Here is a 17866-nt window from a genome sequence, read left to right as displayed (position 1 = left end):
ATGTGCGATATAATCACTTTCGTTATCATATGATCAGTAATCCTCACGGATTTTTTAAATCTCGCGCATTCTGCGTCATATTCGGCTGAAGCTTTACACTCATCATATTCTCCTTAGTAGTCGCCATAGCCAGACTGCGGTAATAGCTCGTAAAGCTCGCTCTGAAGCTTACTGCTCATATCTTCTACAAAGTACCCATCCTGAGCATCTAAGCGCTTCTAAACCCACACCCGCATCGCCATATCATTAGCAAAACAGCGCTTTACTCCTAAAAAGCGAGCGAGGCTATGACCCGATGAAACATACAGCTCATGCATCAATGCATTAGCAATAACATTCGCATCTTCACTGATTGCACCATCCCGTTTAAACTCAGCAAACAGCTCTCCATAATTGATAATTGTCATTGTGACACCTCCTTGTCAGTTTGTGCATTAGAGCTATTCGATGCACTGGTTAGCTTCTCCTTACTCGCTAAGAGCAAGTTATCCATTGCTGAGCCATCTTGACGGGTAATATCAGGTACATAACGGCTATACACCCGAAACAGCATCTCTGTACTACTGTGACCCATCTGCCGTGCTATCCACTCAGGATTCTCACCAGCAGCCAGCCAAAGCGTCGCTGCGGTGTGCCGAGTCTGATAAGCACGCCGGTGTTTGAGGCCGAGTAGGGCAAGCGTAGGCTTCCATACCCGCCGATTCACATTACGGTACTCCATCGGATTGCCTTGTGAATTGCAAAACACAAACTCAGACTTACCAAAGGTGCGTGCCTTTTGCTCTAGTAGGGCGTCATAGACCAGTTGTGACATCGCAATGTCACGTTGTGAGCCTAACGTCTTAGTCGGACCCATCTCACCGTTGACTAATGCCCCTCTGATACTGATCTCACGACGATCAAAGTTTATGCAGTCCCATTTAAGCCCATCAATCTCACTGGTACGCATTCCTGTAAAGAAGCGAATGGTGTAATAGGGCTTATAGTCTGCGCGGACATGCTTTAAAATCAGCCATACCTCACTCAATGTAAAAGGATTAACATCCGGACGAGCTTGCTTGAGATTCTTAATATTTTTATAAGGCATCTCAAACTCATGGCGATCTGATGCTTCTTCTAGTATCATACGAAGAAGTATCATAATCTGATTGATTCGTGCTACTGACAGACTTGACTGACCATCTTTACCGTAACGAACTTTGGCGAGGGAGCTAGGGAAGGTCAGCAAGTCTGGTTTTTTTATCGCATGTACTGCTTTACCACTAAACTCAGGTAACAAGTACTTATTTAAGATAATCTGCGTCTTTTGCCGATAGCTCGGCCGCCATTCAGTCTTCTTCTCCTCATACCAAATATCGACAAACTGCCGAAAGGTGGGATTACGACTGATACAAGCTTCCGCTCTATCAGCCAGTGCTGTCATCTCTTTTAAACGCGTGCTCTTCGGAAAGTAAGCGCCATAGTCAAAGATACCTAGGGTTATTTCTGCCTCTATCTTTTTCAAAACAGTCGCTAGTTTTTTTCTGTTAGCTGGGTTATCTTCCAAGCTAGTCTTTTCTCGACAACGTATACCTAGGTAGTAGAAGTCGGCGATTAGTTTGCCAAACCTTCCTTGTATAGTAGCCATGATAAATCTCCTTCTATTATTGAAGTGCCATACCGTTGATAGCGCTCATAACCGGCTTGCACATATCCTCTTCGATACGCTCCCACACATACAGAATCTTACGGCCACCAAAAGGACGGATGTAGTGAATGTTTTCAATCAAAACGGTGTCTTTCATTTGATTGCGGATAGTACGTGCGTCGTACTTGATACGTTCAGCCAACTCATCAGTTGTTAAATAAGTATTGCTCATGGTCTTTACCTCTTTTCAGTTATTAAGTCATCGCATTAAGTGATAGAATAAAAATTATTTTATCAATCTGTAAGAATGCACCTTGAAGTAATCAGTAATTATTTACCCGCTTAAAGGTAATTAATAACCGATTTGTGTACTATATTATCTTTTTACCTCAATGTAAAGCATTTTTACCCGAAAAGAGGTAATAATTATGATTGTGTCTAAACTCCCTGTTATTCTGGCAGAGAAAAAACTGCGCGTAGCAGATGTTGTAAGGGCAACAGGCATGAGTAAATCAACACTTCATAAGCTATACAATGAAGAGTCATCAAGAATTGACTTCAATACTATCGACCAGTTATGTGAGTTTTTGGATGTGCAGGTAGGTGACTTATTTATTTATGAGCCAAATACTAAGGATGATGAAGAGTCTTGAGGATCTACAAAATTGAAAAATATGCGCAGAGTAATAAGTGGTAGAGCCTTATATATATGACGTTCCAAGGCCTAAAATTAAGGTTGGGGTTATTTTAAAAACTTACTTTTTCATGATTTGGTCACGTTTTGGTCACGCTATGAGCTCAATATACAAAAGCAGTAAAAAAGGAAAAGCGATGTTAAGAAAATATTTCTTAGCATCGCTTTTTATAAAGATATGAATAATAAGTTGGGGTCAATTACGAAATCAGTGTTTATAGCGTGGGCACGAAATGGTCACGTTTTGGTCACGGTGCTGATTTTTAAGCTTTTAATATATTAGATAAACTTAGCAATTAGACTGAATAGCTAATACTGGAAAACGCTGTAGCCCCTAAAACTCGGACAAAAAAAGCCTCACTGTTAAGTGAGGCTTTTTAAGTATTTGGAGCGGGAAAAGAGATTCGAACTCTCGACCCCAACCTTGGCAAGGTTATGCTCTACCACTGAGCTATTCCCGCTAATTATCAATTAACTATCGTCAGTTGATGAAGGCGTATTATACGCAGTTTTTTGAGGGTGTCAATACCTATCACGAAAAAAAGTAAAAGTTAGCAAATTAGCTATGTCATCAGCCCCTCATCGTATGTTATAACAGATAGTTATATTCTACATTCCAAAAGCTTTGCATTACAGAAATAGGCTGGGATGCGGTTTATAGAGAACAACTATCATATACACCATTATTAACACTTATAATGATAAATCATAAGGATAAAAAATGAGTCAACAATATACCATCGCTGATTACTTATTTGATCGTATCGCTGAAGCGGGTGCGACTGAAATATTTGGGGTGCCCGGTGATTTCAATTTAACGTTTTTGGATAACGTAATTGCTTCTGATAAATTGCGCTGGGTGGGTAACACCAATGAGTTGAACGCTGGTTATGCCGCTGATGGCTATGCACGCGAGCGTGGCTTTGCTGCAATGGTAACTACTTTTGGCGTCGGTGAGCTATCAGCGATTAATGCCACGGCAGGCTCTTTTGCTGAATACGCACCAGTATTGCATGTGGTCGGCGCACCAAGCACGGCGCTGCAAGATTCAAAACGCCGGATTCACCACACTTTAGGTGATGGCGTATTTAATCATTTTATTAAAATGGTTGAACCCGTTACTGTGGCTCGGGCGCATATCACGCCCGATAATGCTGCCTCTGAGATTGATCGCGTCATTCGCTTGATTCTTAAAAAGCATCGCCCCGGCTATTTGTTATTGTCACCAGATGTGGCAAAAATGCCGATTTATCCACCCACGACCAAGCTTGACGATAGCCAAGAAGACATCACCAGCCAAGCAGCGTTAGCAGATTTTAAACAAGCGCTAATAGATTTTTTGCCAAACAAAACCACCACACTGATGGCAGATTTGATGGTACATCGTTTGGGTTTACAAAATCAGCTAAAAGCTTTAATCGCTGATACCGATATTCCTTATACCACGCTATCTTGGGGCAAAACTTTGCTTGATGAAAACAGCGAGCGTTGGGCGGGTACTTATGCTGGCGTGGCATCACGTCCTGTGGTTAAAGACGCGGTAGAAAATTGCGAATGCTTAATTAAAATCGGCGTGCAATATACTGATACTACGACTGCAGGTTTTAGCCAAGATATTGATGAAAAAGTCGTGGTAGATTTGCATTATGAGCGTGCGTCTATCAGTGGTCGAAACTTTGCGCCGATTGCGCTAAAAGATGCCCTGCAAACCCTGCATGAAGTCATGACCTCGGGTATTGAGATCGTGCCCAAGCAATTCTGCAAAGAGATGAAGCCGCATGAACAAAACGGCAAGGATGATGAGCCGATTCGCCAAGATGACTTATGGCACATCATTGCCGACTCTCTCGATGATAAAAATCTGGTTTTTTCTGACCAAGGTACGGCGTATTTTGGTATCAGTGATGTGCGTCTACCAGAAGGCGTGACGTCTTATGGGCAACCGATGTGGGGCTCAATCGGCTATACCTTGCCAGCGAGTTTGGGTGGTGCTATTGCTTCCCCGCATAAGCGTAGTATCTTATTGATTGGTGATGGTTCGGCTTTATTAACGGTGCAAGAAATCGCGGTGATGATTCAAGAGCGCATCAATCCGGTGATTGTACTGATTAATAATGACGGCTATACCGTTGAGCGGGCGATTCATGGTGAAAACCAACGCTACAATGACATTCCGAAGTGCGATTGGCAAATGATGCCAAAAGCATTTGGTGCGACAGAAGAAAACAGCTTAATTATGAAAGTGGAAACCGCTGGCGAATTAAAAGCGGCGTTGAAAAAAGCGGCTGCCACCAAAGATAAGCTGGTGATGTTAGAAGTGATTGCAGATAAGCATGATATTCCACCATTATTGGCTGATATCAGCGCTGCCCTTAAACCTAAATAGCCTAAGTACTATAAAGGGTTTTAAATTAAAATAGATTAATACTTAGTAATCACTTTATTCATTAAAAAAGCTTATAAAAAAATCCCTGTTTGGCGTTATGCTAAATAGGGATTTTTTTATGTTGTAGCATGGCAATTTTTATAACATTAATGATGCGTATGGCTAAGGTTCTACAGCGCTAATGATTTATTATCGACCATTTTGCGTGGAGTATTCGTTATCATGCTAAATTATGCGATTAACACGTGATAGGAGATAGGCCATCATGATTTGGCTAAAAATGCTTATTGGCGCTTTGATGGTATTACTGATTCAACTTTTTGCGCAGACGCGCTTCTTTTATTTGGCAGCCTTGGCACCGCTGTTTCCCACATTTACCTTGATTAGCCATTTTATTGTTGGCACTGAGCGTAGCCCTGCTGACTTAAAGGTAGCGTTGATTTTTAGTATGCTGGGTGTCATTCCGCACCTTATTTATACCTTGGTGGTGTTTTTTAGCATCAGTTATGTCAGCTTATATAAGGCGCTTTTATTGGGCGTGGTCGCTTGGACAATTGCAGCGGCTATTTTGGTAATTGCATGGCAATATATTCAAGCTTAGTGGTGATTTAAAAACGGCAGTATTTTCTACCATTCAAACAATAGAGTAAAAGTGGCTTTTTATAAACTGATGTTTTAGAAGCTGATAAAGAAAATGAAGCGATTAATAAAGGATTTTAAGACGATTGCTGTGAATATAGGTTCTCTAGCTTTGGTCAACGATGTTATTCTTAAAGACAGTTTTATTATTTTGTCTGCAATATTAAACACAGCGCTATCCGCCGCAAAATAAGGTCAATATCAATATCAATATCAATATCAATACAAAGGTTAGTAATTAGATCAACACTATCGCAATCATTCCACTCGTTATCACTGATAAAAATAGGGCTTAAAAAAAGATGGATACCTTAAATATCCTGTATCTCGTAGGAGCAGTATTAATTTTTGCCAGCATCATGGCGAGTACGCTATCGGCGCGTTTGGGCGTTCCTCTTTTGCTATTGTTTTTAGTCGTCGGGATGCTCGCCGGTGAAGAAGGCCTTTTGGGTATTGAGTTCTCTCAATATAGTCTTGCGAACTTTGTCGGGCAAGCGGCATTGGCTTGTATTTTATTAGATGGTGGACTGCGCACCTCTTTTAAATCTTTCAGAGTTGGGCTAAAGCCAGCCATCACGCTTGCCACATGGGGCGTACTTGCGACGGTCATGATACTGGGCGTGTTCGTCACTTGGCTACTCGACGTCGATTGGCGCTTTGGGCTATTGATGGCGGCTATCGTTGGTTCAACCGATGCGGCAGCGGTATTTTCATTGCTGCGTAATGGTGGTGTTAAGCTTAACGATCGTGTCCAAGCCACACTTGAATTGGAATCCGGCGCCAACGATCCTTTAGCTATTTTATTGGTGACAGGGTTGATTGCTTTAAATGTTGACCCTGCTGGACAGACAGTATTTGGCTTTTTAGGTTTGCTGTTACAACAGCTTAGCTTTGGCCTCGGTATGGGCTTACTATTTGGCTATTTATTGTCAAGGTTATTGCCCAAGGTACATCTGGCAGAAGGCATGTATGCCATCTTGATATTATCGGCTGGCTTGGCGGTGTTTGCGGCGACCAATTTAATCGGCGGCAGCGGATTTTTAGCCGTTTATCTTACAGGGGTGTTGATAGGCAATCATAAAGTACGCTCAACCGAGCATGTCATGCGCGTGATGGACAGCTTTGCGTGGTTATCACAAGCGGTATTGTTTGTGGTGCTGGGTCTATTGGTCACACCATCAAACGTGCTCAATGTTTGGTATTACTCGGTCGCCATTGCCGCCTTTATGATTTTGATTGCTCGTCCCATTGCTGTTTATAGCAGTGTTAAACCTTTTAAATTTAAAGACAGAGAAATCGGTTTTATCTCTTGGGTCGGCTTGCGCGGCGCAGTGCCTATTACCCTTGCGATTTTACCGGTGATGGCAGGTATTGATGATGCCTTTATGTTGTTTGATATTGCCTTTGGCGTGGTGGTTTTATCTTTGATTTTGCAAGGTACGACCATTCCCTTTATGGCCGATTTATTTAAAGTACGTATCCCCAATAATAAAGATCCCGAAGAAAAGCATGAGGTTTGGGTATCGGACAAAGCGAGTATTACGTTATATCAGTTCCAAGTAAAGTCAGGGGCGTTTGCGATTGGTCGCCATCCGATGGGCATCTCTAACCGCGTCAACCCTGATGAGATTAGTGTGTTTGCCTTGGTGCGTGGGCAACAGATTGTCATTGTCGATGAGAATACCAAGCTTAAATTTGGTGATAGTGTCTGGTATGCCATGCGCGGCAATCATGCCAGTCAGATTGCCAAAATTTTTAATGATACAACCTTAGACCGTAAAGCCATCGATGACTTTTATGGTGATTGGCTACTATCACCGAATGTCAAACTGGGCGATTTGCCATTTTTTACCGGTGTTATGACCTCTGAATCTTTGGTCGATAAGTTAAAATCCAAACCAGAAGACCACGAAAAAAGTATGTGGGAGCAAACGGTTGCTGAATACGTCAAAGACAGCTTGGATATGGCGCCGGTATCTGGTGATACGGTGGCGATTAATGATGAATGGTCACTGGTTATCAAAGAAGTCGATGATAAAGGTAAGCTTAGAACCATAGGCTTAAAACGCGAGGAACTACCCAAGGCGGGGTAGCTGTTTGCTGTTGTTATTTATCGTTATTGTCTATACAAAGCTCGTGATTCTATAAAAGCCCCGTCATTTGCTGTAAAAAATCAGCGACGTGCTTATGTAGGTTTTCTCGATAAGCCCAATGATGCTTGACCTCGTAACTTGCCTCATTGGGCAACAGTATTTTCATCATCCCCATCTCTTCATAACGCTTTGCCAAATCATTGGGTAAATAGCCGACATGATGACCTGCCAAAATTAACTGCGCGGTCGCTTCCATATGGTAAGTGGTGGCGCTCAAGGTTTTTGGGCGCACATGATTGATACTCAAATCAGTAATATAGCCTCGCTTTATCCAAGGATGATTTTGTTCCAAATCTTCAAAGGTTAAACCTTCTGCCTCATAAAATAGCTGATGCTCGCGTCCGCAGCAGACGACTTGCTTTTCGATAAATGCTGGCTGGAAAGTCAATAAAGGTGGAAAACTACCAAAATATCCCACGCCAATATCACTCTCATTACTTAAAAGCTTATCGAGCATACTCTCAGGGCTTTGCACATCGATAGAAAAATGTATCAGTGGGTTATTACGATAGCTTGCTGCTAAGCACTGACGTAATGCATCATAAAAAACCGTTGGCATTTGATCGATAAGACACAGCCTAATATGACCGCCACGTACTGAATCCAGTTGCCGGATATAATGCAGTTGGTGTTGAAAGCTGGCCACCGCTTCGGTAAAACTTAAGCAAGCCTCGTAAACCGCGGCGCCGTCTTCAGTGAGCTTAAAACCTGCGCGGCCGCGATGACAAAGCGTCATACCCAAACGATCTTCCAAATGGGTTAAATGACCGCTGATGACAGACGGCGTGACATTTAAGCGTGACTGCGCGGCGGTCACACCTTGACACTCTACAATGGCCATAAAGCTACGTAAGGTTTTAATGTCAATTTTTATCAATTCATCTAGCATCAGAAGTTATGTCCCCGTATCTCATGTCTTAACCAAATTTTCTATAAAACTTCTATAAATAACGAATAAAACAAAGTTACTACGAAAAATCAGAAGTTTACTTCTAAATTTTACCATGGTCTCGCCTCTGATATTTAGGTATTGTCAGAGGTATATAAAAAGTGACATAGACAAAAGTAACATAAACAAATTGTCTGTTTTGACCAATCGATACAAGGATGTGAATGATGAAATTCAATCAACCATTAAGCGGCAACGACATGCCAAGATTTGGCGGCTTCGCGTCTATGATGCGCCTGCCAACCCAAGCCGATGCAGAAGGGCTAGATGTCGCATTCGTTGGTGTTCCTTTAGATATAGGCGCTTCTAACCGTAGCGGTGCAAGATTGGGACCACGCCAGATTCGTGATGAATCACGCATGATCCGCCCTTACAATGTCGCCACTCGCGCGGCTCCCTTTGAGTCTTTGCAAGTCGCTGACATTGGCGACGTTCCTATCAATACCTTTAATCTGCTAAAAAGCGTCGATATTATTGAGAAATTCTATACCGATAAAATCGTTAGTCATGGCGCTATTCCTTTGACGTTAGGCGGTGATCATACGATTGCACTGCCTATCTTGCGTGCGCTTGCCAAAAAACATGGCCCTGTTGGTATGGTACATATCGATGCGCATGCTGATATCAATGATGAGATGTTTGGTGAAAAAATTGCCCATGGTACGCCATTCCGCCGTGCTGTCGAAGAAAACCTCATCGATGGCAATCGTGTGGTGCAGATTGGCTTACGTGGTACGGGTTATAGTGCTGAAGAGTTTGATTGGTCAACCGAGCAAGGTTTTCGCGTAGTGCCTGCTGAGGAGTGCTGGTATAAATCATTGACACCTTTGATGGCAGAAGTGCGCGAAAAATTAGGCGCTGGCCCTGTCTATTTAAGTTTTGATATTGATGGTATTGATCCTGCTTTTGCACCGGGTACGGGAACCGCTGAAATCGGTGGCTTGACGTCAACGCAAGGTATCGAAATCATTCGCGGTATGCGTGGCCTTGATGTGGTTGGTGGCGATTTGGTAGAAGTGTCACCGCCGTATGACCCGTTTGGTAACACCTCGGTACTAGCCGCGAACCTGCTATTTGAGATGCTATGTATCCTACCGGGCGTGCGATATGACGATAAAGTCAAAGCCATTTATTGAGCATGACTTATAATTCCAAACTGTCCTTTATAAGGAATTAAAGGGCAGTTTGGGTTTGATACTGAACGACTTATTTAATTGCTATTGAATTTTTTAGGATGATTAACTCATGACGCACTCTCTACAAACGCCTTCTTCATTGCCAAATTCCGCGCCCGTCATCTCATCTCTAACCTGCGGTGAGCTGCTTGTCCAGTGGCTAGAATATTACGGGGTGGAGACGGTATTTGGTATTCCGGGTGTACATACGGTCGAGCTATATCGCGGTCTACCCAATACCGATATTCGCCACGTGACACCGCGTCATGAGCAAGGCGCAGGCTTTATGGCCGATGGTTATTACCGCGCGTCTGGCAAGGTAGGGGTTTGTTTTATTATCACCGGTCCTGGCATGACGAACATCATGACAGCGATGGCGCAAGCATTAGCGGATTCTATACCAATGCTGGTGATATCTAGTGTCAATAAAGTGCAGCATACCGGCAGTGGTGAAGGACACTTGCATGAATTGCACGACCAGCAAGGCATGGTTAGCAAGGTTGCGCTCATGAGCAAAACCATTTGGCAGCCTGAGTCGCTACCTAAAGTCATCGCCGAAGCTTTTGCGTTATTTAATGGCGGGCGTCCGGGACCGGTACATATCCAGTTGCCTATTGATGTAATTACTGCTGATGCCAGTCATGTCGCTAGACCGCCCAATCTAAGCAATCCTGAAAATAGTCAGGCTGCCCATCATCGTTTGACGCAACCGCAAGTCATGAGACCGCTGCCCAATTCTGCGCAGCTTGATTTGATTGTTGAGCAGCTAAAAAGTGCAAAAAACCCAGTTGTATTGTACGGTGGTGGTTGCGTTGATGTTAATCATGACGCACAAAAACTGGCAGAACTTATCGATGCGCCCACATTTTTGACCATCAATGCCAAAGGTTTACTGCCGCCAGCTCATCCGTTGAGTTTGGGTAGCAATCAATCATTGGCTGCAGGTCGTGCTGTCATTAGCGAGGCCGACTTAGTATTGGCGATTGGTACTGAACTTGGCGAGACCGATTACGATGTATTTTTTAATGGTGGGTTCCAAATTAATGGCACGCTGATTCGTATCGACTGCGATGCTCAGCAATTGCAGCGTCCTTTTAGAGCGGATATTGCGCTATTGTCAGATGCGCAAATGGCCATCAGCGGTCTATGTGATCGCTTAGAGAGTCAACCGTTAAATCATCAAGCGCTCGTGCGAGTAGCACAGGTAAAGCAAACGTTGCTAGAAGAAATGACGCCAGACTTTGCTGGTCAAAATGCGCTGCTGCAGCTGATTCGAGATGAAGTAAAAGACGTCATTTTCGTTGGTGATTCAACCCAGCCTGTCTATAGCGGCAACCTTGGCTTTGAGGCGTTAGCCACACGTCGATGGTTTAACTCATCGACTGGATTTGGCACCTTGGGTTATGGTTTGCCTGCCGCGATTGGTGCCATGATTGGCTCAAAATCGCCAGTTGTGAGTCTGATTGGCGATGGCGGCATTCAGTTTACCATCGCAGAATTAATCTGCGCCGCTGAGCTTGAGCTGCCGTTGATTGTATTGTTATGGAACAACCAAGGTTACGGTGAGATTCGCCGCTATATGGAGGAGGGCGGTTTACCATTGATTGGGGTTAATATCAAAACCCCGAACTTTGAGCCACTGGCAGCCGGATTTGGCGCAGGTTATCGTCGAATTAAAGATAAGCAGCAGCTGCTCAAGGCATTAAAAGAAGACATCAAGGGGAAACAACCAATTATTTATGAAGTTGATGAAGCCGATGAATTCCTTATTGAAATGGGTAAGACTTTTACCTGCTTTAGCTAATACTCTAAAGCATAATTTGTACTAAAAATAACTAATAAAACGGTATTCAACTATTTGCTCAATTCGCTAAAACTAGGGATAGGTCAGACAGCAAAAGGAAGAAATTTGGCGATCATCGCCTATCAAGGAGGATTAAATGACGAATTATATCGATAAGTCGCAGCAGCCGATTTTAGGGAATGACCCTGTCGATCCAGAAACGCCGCAAGGAGCACAGTGGCGTGCCGCAATGTGGAAGTTTTTGCTATTTTCAGCGCTAGGTATGGCGTTATTTATTATCCCATTTCAGTGGGATGGTAAAATCACCATTTTATTGGGCGTGTTAACCGATACTTTGCAAGCATTGTTAGGAGGTTATGTTGTTTACGCGGTACTGGCCATTGTGACAACATCCTTTATTGGGGCGCTGGCAGTTAAGGTGTTAAAACCCAATCTGCACGAAGGCTCTATGTGGGCAAAGCTTTTTGATGTGGACTGGTTTTGGCTTGGTGCGCGCTTTTTGGGCGCCCTGTTTGCATGGATGATTTATCTACAAGTTGGCCCTGAATTTATTATTAACCGTAATACCGGCGGCGTGATTTTTGAAGACCTTATTCCTATTTTGATTCCTTTGTTCTTTTTTGCCATTTTATCTTTACCGTTTCTCACGGATTTTGGTTTGATGGAATTCTTGGGTACTTTATCCAGCAAAGTATTTGTTAAATTATTCAAGTTACCGGGTCGCTCTGCGGTCGATGCGATGTCTTCTTGGTTTGGTGCGGCTTCCATTGGCTTGCTGGTCACCATGCAAGAATATAATAAAAGCTACTATAGTCTGCGTGAAGCAGCAATTATTGCCACCACCTTTTCAGTAACCTCTATCGCCTTTACTTATGTCGTTGCCAAAACCATCGGCGTCGACAATAACTTTGTCTTCTTTTATTTGACCATTGCGTTAACGGGCTTTATTGCCGCCATTATTATGCCGCGCATACCGCCGCTGTCGCTAAAGCCTGATACTTATCACTCGGGCAAAAGCATGCTGGATGAAGGTATTCCTGCTGAGTACTCTACCTATCAATGGGCGGTCAATCGTGCCGTCACGCGCGCGCATTCTATGCCAAGTTTGGGTAACGTATTCAAACACAGTTTAAAGAATTTGTTTGATATCTACTTTGGTCTCATTCCTGTAATTTTCGCTATCGGTACCATTGGTCTTGGTTTAGCAGAATATACTCCAGTATTTAATTGGCTGTCTGCACCGCTCGTGCCATTGCTTGAATTATTGCAAATTCCAGAAGCTGCAGAGGCAGCTCCAGCGATGATAATGGGCTTTGCCGACATGTATTTACCAGCGTTGGTCGGCAAAAGTATCGAGAGTGAAATGACGCGCTTTATCGTTGGTGCAGCTTCTATTACTCAGATTATCTATATGTCTGAAGTCGGCGCGCTGATCTTGAAATCAAATATCAAGCTTAACGTGTTAGAGCTATTTTTGATTTTCATCTTACGCACGCTGATTAGCTTGGTGGTCATTACGTCAGTGGCGCATCTACTGTACTAAAACCTACTGCTATATGACGATAATGGATATTCAGTTTGATAACATTGCTAATAATTATAACAACCACTCAGTCGGTTTTACCTTAATAAGGTGAAATCGACTGTTTAGTTGGTAATATAAATAATAAATAAGCTTATCAATAAGTACCATTTAATAAAAATGACATTACTAACAAAGAGATTAAAGGGGTCAGAGAAAATTATGGAAATGAATAATTCTACGTCCTTCACAAGAGATATCGCCATACAAACGATGCAAAATGAAGTTAGGTTAAATGCCGCCTATATCGATGGGGATTGGGTCACTATTGAAGCATCTGATTCAGTAGATGAGCATGCTTTATTTAACCCAAGCTCAGGCAAGGTCATTGCAATAACTCGTTTGTGTAATAGCGCACAGGTAGAAGCAGCAGCCAATGCCGCGGCTCGTGCTTATCCGTCTTGGTCAAAAACCAGCGTTATTGAGCGGGCGCGTTATTTACAGGCTATTGCAGATACGATGGAGCAGCAGCTTGATAAGTTGGTTGGCCTGTCTGTCCTTAACAATGGTAAGCCGATTGCAGAGGCGAAAATAGACGTCGGTGATGCCATTGCGTGTTATCGCTATTATGCCAATCTTATTATCAAGCAAGAAACTTGGACTGAGGTAACCACCAACGAGTCAGGTATACGCTTATTAAAAACTTACGCACCCGTTGGTATTTGCGCCCTTATCGTGCCTTGGAACTTTCCAATGGTGACTACTGCTTGGAAACTAGCGCCCGCGCTCGCCGCAGGCTGCACCATGTCATTAAAACCTTCTGAGATGACACTACTACCAGAGTTGATGCTGGGAAATATATTATCCGCCATTGAGATGCCAAAAGGGGTGGTCAATATCCTACCGGGCGCCGCTGAAGTAGGGGCGGCAATGACCAGTCACCCATTAATTGACAAAGTCTCTTTTACCGGCAGTAATATCGTCGGCGAAAAAGTGATGCGCCAAGCAGCAAAAGGTATCAAGGATATCAGTCTAGAGCTGGGCGGTAAGTCTGCCATCGTAGTGTGTGCGGATGCTGATGTTGATTATGCTTGTAATTTAATCATGGGCGGCATATTTACCAATGCTGGTCAAATCTGTTCAGCGACCTCAAGATTACTCGTCCATCAAGATATTGCCCAGGCGTTATTTGAAACACTGAAAACAAAAACAGAAGCTTTGAAAATTGGCGATGGTTTTGCTGCTGACACACAAATGGGTCCATTGGTCAGTGCGCAGCAACTTGTGCAAGTCAAAAAATATATCGATATCGCGACTGCTGAAAATCTTGACTGTCTAGCGGGTGGCGAGATATTAAACCGCCAAGGATATTTTGCAACGCCGACTATTTATACCAATGTGCCAGTGACCAGTCAGTTATGGACAGAAGAAGTGTTTGGACCGGTATTGGTGAGTAACACCTATGCAGACGATGCAGAGGCGATTCGTCTAGCCAATGATAGCAAATATGCCTTGGCAGCAACCATTGTAAGCGCAGATGAGACTGCAGCGTTAGAGATGGCGCTACAAATTCAAGCAGGTCATATTTGGGTTAATGAGCAGCAAATTGTACTGCCCGAAGCTGGCTGGGGTGGGTTTAAGCAAAGTGGCATTGGTCGCGAGTTGGGTACTGATGGCTTATCTGCTTATCAGAAGAGTAAGCATGTTTTGCTACCGTCTTAAGTGCGGTTTTTATTGCTCTATCATTTGAATTACTATGATTTTAATCGCTAGACTTTTCTGCGCATAGAGTGTTTTTCTATTTCGCTAATAAAAATCCCCTGTTATAGATATTCTATACAGGGGATTTTGGTTAATGCTTAGCCATTAGCAATATAATGAATAACTACTACCTACCACATTAAATCATCTGGAATGACATAAGCGGCGTAAGGGTCGTCTTCTGCTAGCTCAACCTCTGACTTGTCATTCGATACCACCATAAAGCCTTCCAACTTGGAGTTGATACGGTCAGCTAATGGGCGAGGGAGCAGCGCATAATCGTCTTCTAATCGCGCAATAACCACATGACCTGCCACTATTTGATCATATAACTTCTGGGTAATATAAATCTTTTTAATTTTAGCATCGTCAACAAATTGATAGGTGACATCGCCTTGTGTCTCTGTGATTTGGTGTTGCTTAATCATCTGAATGACATTGGCTATTAGCATTTTTTCTTCTAAAAGCTGCTGTTTTTCCTGATTGAGCTTTTGGTCTTTTTCTATTTTTTTGGCTTGAGCTTCTGCCAAGGCTTTTTTAGCTTCAAGGTTTGATGCGTCGCCAGTACGCTTTGCATGCTGCGACTGTTTGCTGATTTTTTTGGCTTTTTTGCTATCCACCAATCCAGCTTTTAAGAGTTGTTCTTGTAGGGCGTTTTTGGCCATGTCTGTATTACCTAAGTGAAATTACCTAAATCGTAGCATCTAAAATGTCATGGTAACAAATTTTGTGCAGATATGTCATCACATTGAGCGGGCTATCACTGCTGCAGAGACAAATGATGTGTTAGAAACATCAGTAAAAAGTGAAAGGGTCTGTAGGCGAAGGTGCAAATGCCAATATATCTGTTACTATCATGGACTTGAATCTATTCAGATTATCTCACTAGCGAAAACGATATTATTTCTAGGCAAATGTATAAGTAATCAAGTTTACAGCCATCCTCACCCAAAATGATTTGTTACCTATTGTTAAGTACGGGCAGATGCTATGTATAATGCACCACTAGCATAGTTTTCACTCATACGTCCTTAATAAGAAGATTTTATTATGCCAAACAAGCGTCCCTTATATATTCCCATTGCTGGACCAGCTCTATTAGAGACCCCTTTACTGAATAAAGGCAGTGCCTTCTCATCAGAAGAACGAGACAGCTTTAATTTAACAGGATTATTACCTCACAACATTGAGACGATTGAGGAGCAATCTCTGCGGGCTTATCACCAACTTCGCTCGTTTACTAGTGACATGGATAAGCACATTTACTTGCGTAATATACAAGATACCAATGAAACCTTATTTCATCATTTGATTGAGCAGCATATAGAGGAAGTTATGCCGCTCATTTATACCCCAACGGTTGGTCAAGCTTGTGAAAAGTTCTCGCAAATTTATCGCCGTAAACGGGGCTTATTTATCTCATATCCTGAGCGCCATAAAATCGATGATATGCTGCAAAATGCCACCAAACAAAATGTCAAAGTGATCGTTGTCACTGACGGTGAACGTATATTGGGTCTGGGAGACCAAGGTATTGGCGGTATGGGCATTCCCATTGGTAAATTGGCCTTATACACGGCTTGTGGTGGCATCAGTCCCGCTTACTGTCTACCTATTTTGCTAGATGTCGGTACCAATAACCAACAGCTACTTGACGATCCTATGTACATGGGTTGGAGGAATCCACGCATCTCTGGCGATGAATATAATGAATTTGTCGATTTATTTATTCAAGCCGTTAAGCGTCGTTGGCCAGAGGTGTTATTACAGTTTGAAGATTTTGCACAGGGAAACGCCACCCCGTTATTAAACAGATATCGTGACCAATTATGCTGTTTCAATGATGATATTCAAGGGACTGCTGCAGTTTCGGTCGGTGCTTTGATTGCAGCGTGCCTAAATAAGGGTCAGAAACTAAGTCAGCAAAAAATAGCATTCTTAGGTGCAGGATCAGCAGGTTGCGGTATTGCTGAGCATATCATTCGCCAAATGCAGCGCGAGGGATTAACGGAAGAGCAAGCGCGCAGCCAAGTATTTATGGTTGACCGTTATGGCTTGCTCATTGATAGCATGACAGAACTACAAAAATTTCAAGAGCCACTCGTGCAAAAGCAATCGGCTATTGAACATTGGGATAAGAGTCAAAAACTGGGTTTAGCGCAAGTGGTTAAACAAGCAAAAATAACGGTATTGTTCGGTGTAAGTGGACAAAAAGGTCTGTTTACTCAAGAGGTGATCGAATCCTTATGCGCTAATACTGAAAACCCAATTGTACTACCGCTTTCAAACCCGACGTCTCGTGTGGAAGCCACACCGCAAGAAGTGACGAATTGGAGCCGAGGGCGCGCCATTATCGCAACGGGTAGCCCTTTTGCTAATACCACTTTTAACGGACAGTCTTTTGAGGTCTCTCAATGTAATAACAGCTATATATTTCCTGGTATCGGTCTCGGTGTTCTAGCAGCACGGGCGACAGGTATCAGTGATAATATGTTAATGGCGGCAAGCCAAGCGCTTGCAGATATATCAATGGAGTACGAAAAAGCGCCCGGTGCCATACTACCGCCTATTAAAGTCATTAGAGAGATTAGTGAAAAAATAGCCTATGAAGTGGCACTGCAGGCGGTTCAAGATAAGCTGGCATTACCTGTGACGGCGGAGAATCTACAACGTCGATTAAAAGCGAATTTTTGGTTACCTGAATATCGCAACTATCGCCGTACTTCTTTTTAGTTCTGTAAGTTATATATAAAGAAGCCCAGTGCTACGCTTAAAGTAACACTGGGCTTTTTATGATTATTTATCTTTAGATAAGCACAGTACAGTCTTTCCTCGACATTTTACCATTCATTTGTCAGGGCATGCTGGAATAGCTGCCGTCATTTAACCCCGACTTATAATTGCTTATGTGCGCCAGCTGCTTCTAATAAACAATTTTCTTAGAAAAAGAAGATTGTTTATTAGAAGCAGCCATAACAACTATATCTAAGTATACGGTTCGCTATAGTCCTATATATTTTGAAAACCTTGAAGACCCCATAAAAAAGCTCATCGTATCGCTGCAAACAAGCTTTTTTCTTCGTAAAATATAAGGAACGGTCTTAGGGGTATGTCATCAATTAAGCCAAACGACATTGAACACTATCATTCAGCCTA

The 17866-nt window shown here is 42.9% G+C and carries 14 protein-coding genes and 1 tRNA gene; 9 read left to right on the top strand and 6 right to left on the bottom strand.

All coding sequences use genetic code 11. From position 1 onward, the window contains the following. Positions 1-218: 218 nt before the first annotated feature. From FHS24_RS12395 to FHS24_RS02855, 3 genes are read right to left on the bottom strand one after another with little or no spacing between them, the layout of a single operon-like run. Positions 219-407: a hypothetical protein gene (locus tag FHS24_RS12395; protein ID WP_227671704.1), complete on the bottom strand. Its 189-nt coding sequence runs from the start codon at positions 405-407 to the stop codon at positions 219-221. Next, positions 404-1627 (bottom strand): tyrosine-type recombinase/integrase, encoded by a 1224-nt coding sequence (locus FHS24_RS02860; RefSeq protein WP_183618514.1) that lies wholly within the window; start codon positions 1625-1627, stop codon positions 404-406. Before FHS24_RS02860 ends, FHS24_RS12395 begins: the two co-directional genes overlap by 4 nt. 16 nt (positions 1628-1643) lie before the next feature. Continuing rightward, positions 1644-1859: a hypothetical protein gene (locus tag FHS24_RS02855; RefSeq protein WP_011513303.1), complete on the bottom strand. Its 216-nt coding sequence runs from the start codon at positions 1857-1859 to the stop codon at positions 1644-1646. Positions 1860-2055: 196 nt separating this feature from the next. Between FHS24_RS02855 and FHS24_RS02850 the strand changes: the two genes are divergently transcribed. Beyond that, positions 2056-2280: a helix-turn-helix domain-containing protein gene (locus FHS24_RS02850; protein WP_133104085.1), complete on the top strand. Its 225-nt coding sequence runs from the start codon at positions 2056-2058 to the stop codon at positions 2278-2280. A 427-nt stretch (positions 2281-2707) separates the two neighbouring features. Here FHS24_RS02850 and FHS24_RS02845 read toward each other — a convergent pair. Further along, a tRNA-Gly gene (locus FHS24_RS02845) sits at positions 2708-2782 on the bottom strand. Positions 2783-3042: 260 nt separating this feature from the next. Here FHS24_RS02845 and FHS24_RS02840 point away from each other — a divergent pair. The 3 genes from FHS24_RS02840 to FHS24_RS02830 all read left to right on the top strand — a co-directional run bounded on the left by FHS24_RS02840 (position 3043) and on the right by FHS24_RS02830 (position 7439). Then, complete coding sequence (locus FHS24_RS02840; RefSeq protein WP_183618513.1) at positions 3043-4707, top strand: alpha-keto acid decarboxylase family protein; 1665 nt, start codon at positions 3043-3045, stop codon at positions 4705-4707. Between the two features lie 265 nt (positions 4708-4972). After that, entirely contained in the window at positions 4973-5308 is a 336-nt protein-coding gene (locus FHS24_RS02835) for a GlpM family protein (RefSeq protein ID WP_183618512.1), read from the top strand. A 340-nt stretch (positions 5309-5648) separates the two neighbouring features. Further along, positions 5649-7439 carry a potassium/proton antiporter gene (locus FHS24_RS02830; protein ID WP_183618511.1) on the top strand — a complete coding sequence of 597 codons (1791 nt, stop codon included), beginning with the start codon at positions 5649-5651 and terminating at the stop codon, positions 7437-7439. Between the two features lie 49 nt (positions 7440-7488). Here the strand turns inward: FHS24_RS02830 and FHS24_RS02825 are convergent, their stop codons facing one another. Next, positions 7489-8388 (bottom strand): LysR family transcriptional regulator, encoded by a 900-nt coding sequence (locus FHS24_RS02825; protein WP_183618510.1) that lies wholly within the window; start codon positions 8386-8388, stop codon positions 7489-7491. Positions 8389-8615: 227 nt separating this feature from the next. On the opposite strand from FHS24_RS02825, the gene speB reads away from it, so the two are divergent. The 4 genes from speB (at position 8616) to FHS24_RS02805 (ending at position 14671) form a co-directional block, all read left to right on the top strand. Further along, the gene (gene speB, locus FHS24_RS02820; protein ID WP_011513879.1) at positions 8616-9584 is read left to right on the top strand and encodes an agmatinase; all 969 of its coding nucleotides are present in this window, start codon (positions 8616-8618) and stop codon (positions 9582-9584) included. Positions 9585-9693: 109 nt separating this feature from the next. Then, entirely contained in the window at positions 9694-11427 is a 1734-nt protein-coding gene (locus FHS24_RS02815) for a 5-guanidino-2-oxopentanoate decarboxylase (protein ID WP_183618508.1), read from the top strand. 136 nt (positions 11428-11563) lie between these two features. Continuing rightward, on the top strand, positions 11564-12970 hold the full coding sequence (locus tag FHS24_RS02810; RefSeq protein WP_183618507.1) for a YjiH family protein: 1407 nt from the start codon (positions 11564-11566) through the stop codon (positions 12968-12970). A 207-nt stretch (positions 12971-13177) separates the two neighbouring features. Further along, positions 13178-14671, top strand: a complete 1494-nt coding sequence (locus FHS24_RS02805; protein ID WP_201598966.1) for an aldehyde dehydrogenase family protein — start codon at positions 13178-13180, stop codon at positions 14669-14671. A 170-nt stretch (positions 14672-14841) separates the two neighbouring features. Here FHS24_RS02805 and FHS24_RS02800 read toward each other — a convergent pair whose 3' ends face one another. Further along, positions 14842-15375, bottom strand: coding sequence for a DUF2058 domain-containing protein (locus FHS24_RS02800; RefSeq protein ID WP_183618506.1), 534 nt, complete (start codon positions 15373-15375; stop codon positions 14842-14844). Between the two features lie 385 nt (positions 15376-15760). Between FHS24_RS02800 and FHS24_RS02795 the strand changes: the two genes are divergently transcribed. Continuing rightward, positions 15761-17443 (top strand): NAD-dependent malic enzyme, encoded by a 1683-nt coding sequence (locus FHS24_RS02795; protein ID WP_183618505.1) that lies wholly within the window; start codon positions 15761-15763, stop codon positions 17441-17443. The last annotated feature ends 423 nt before the right edge of the window (positions 17444-17866 follow it).

The sequence above is a fragment of the Psychrobacter luti genome, from assembly GCF_014192115.1.
Taxonomy (GTDB): domain Bacteria; phylum Pseudomonadota; class Gammaproteobacteria; order Pseudomonadales; family Moraxellaceae; genus Psychrobacter; species Psychrobacter luti.
The sequence above is the reverse complement of the archived record's forward strand: the minus strand, read 5'-3'. Positions and strand labels throughout refer to the sequence as shown.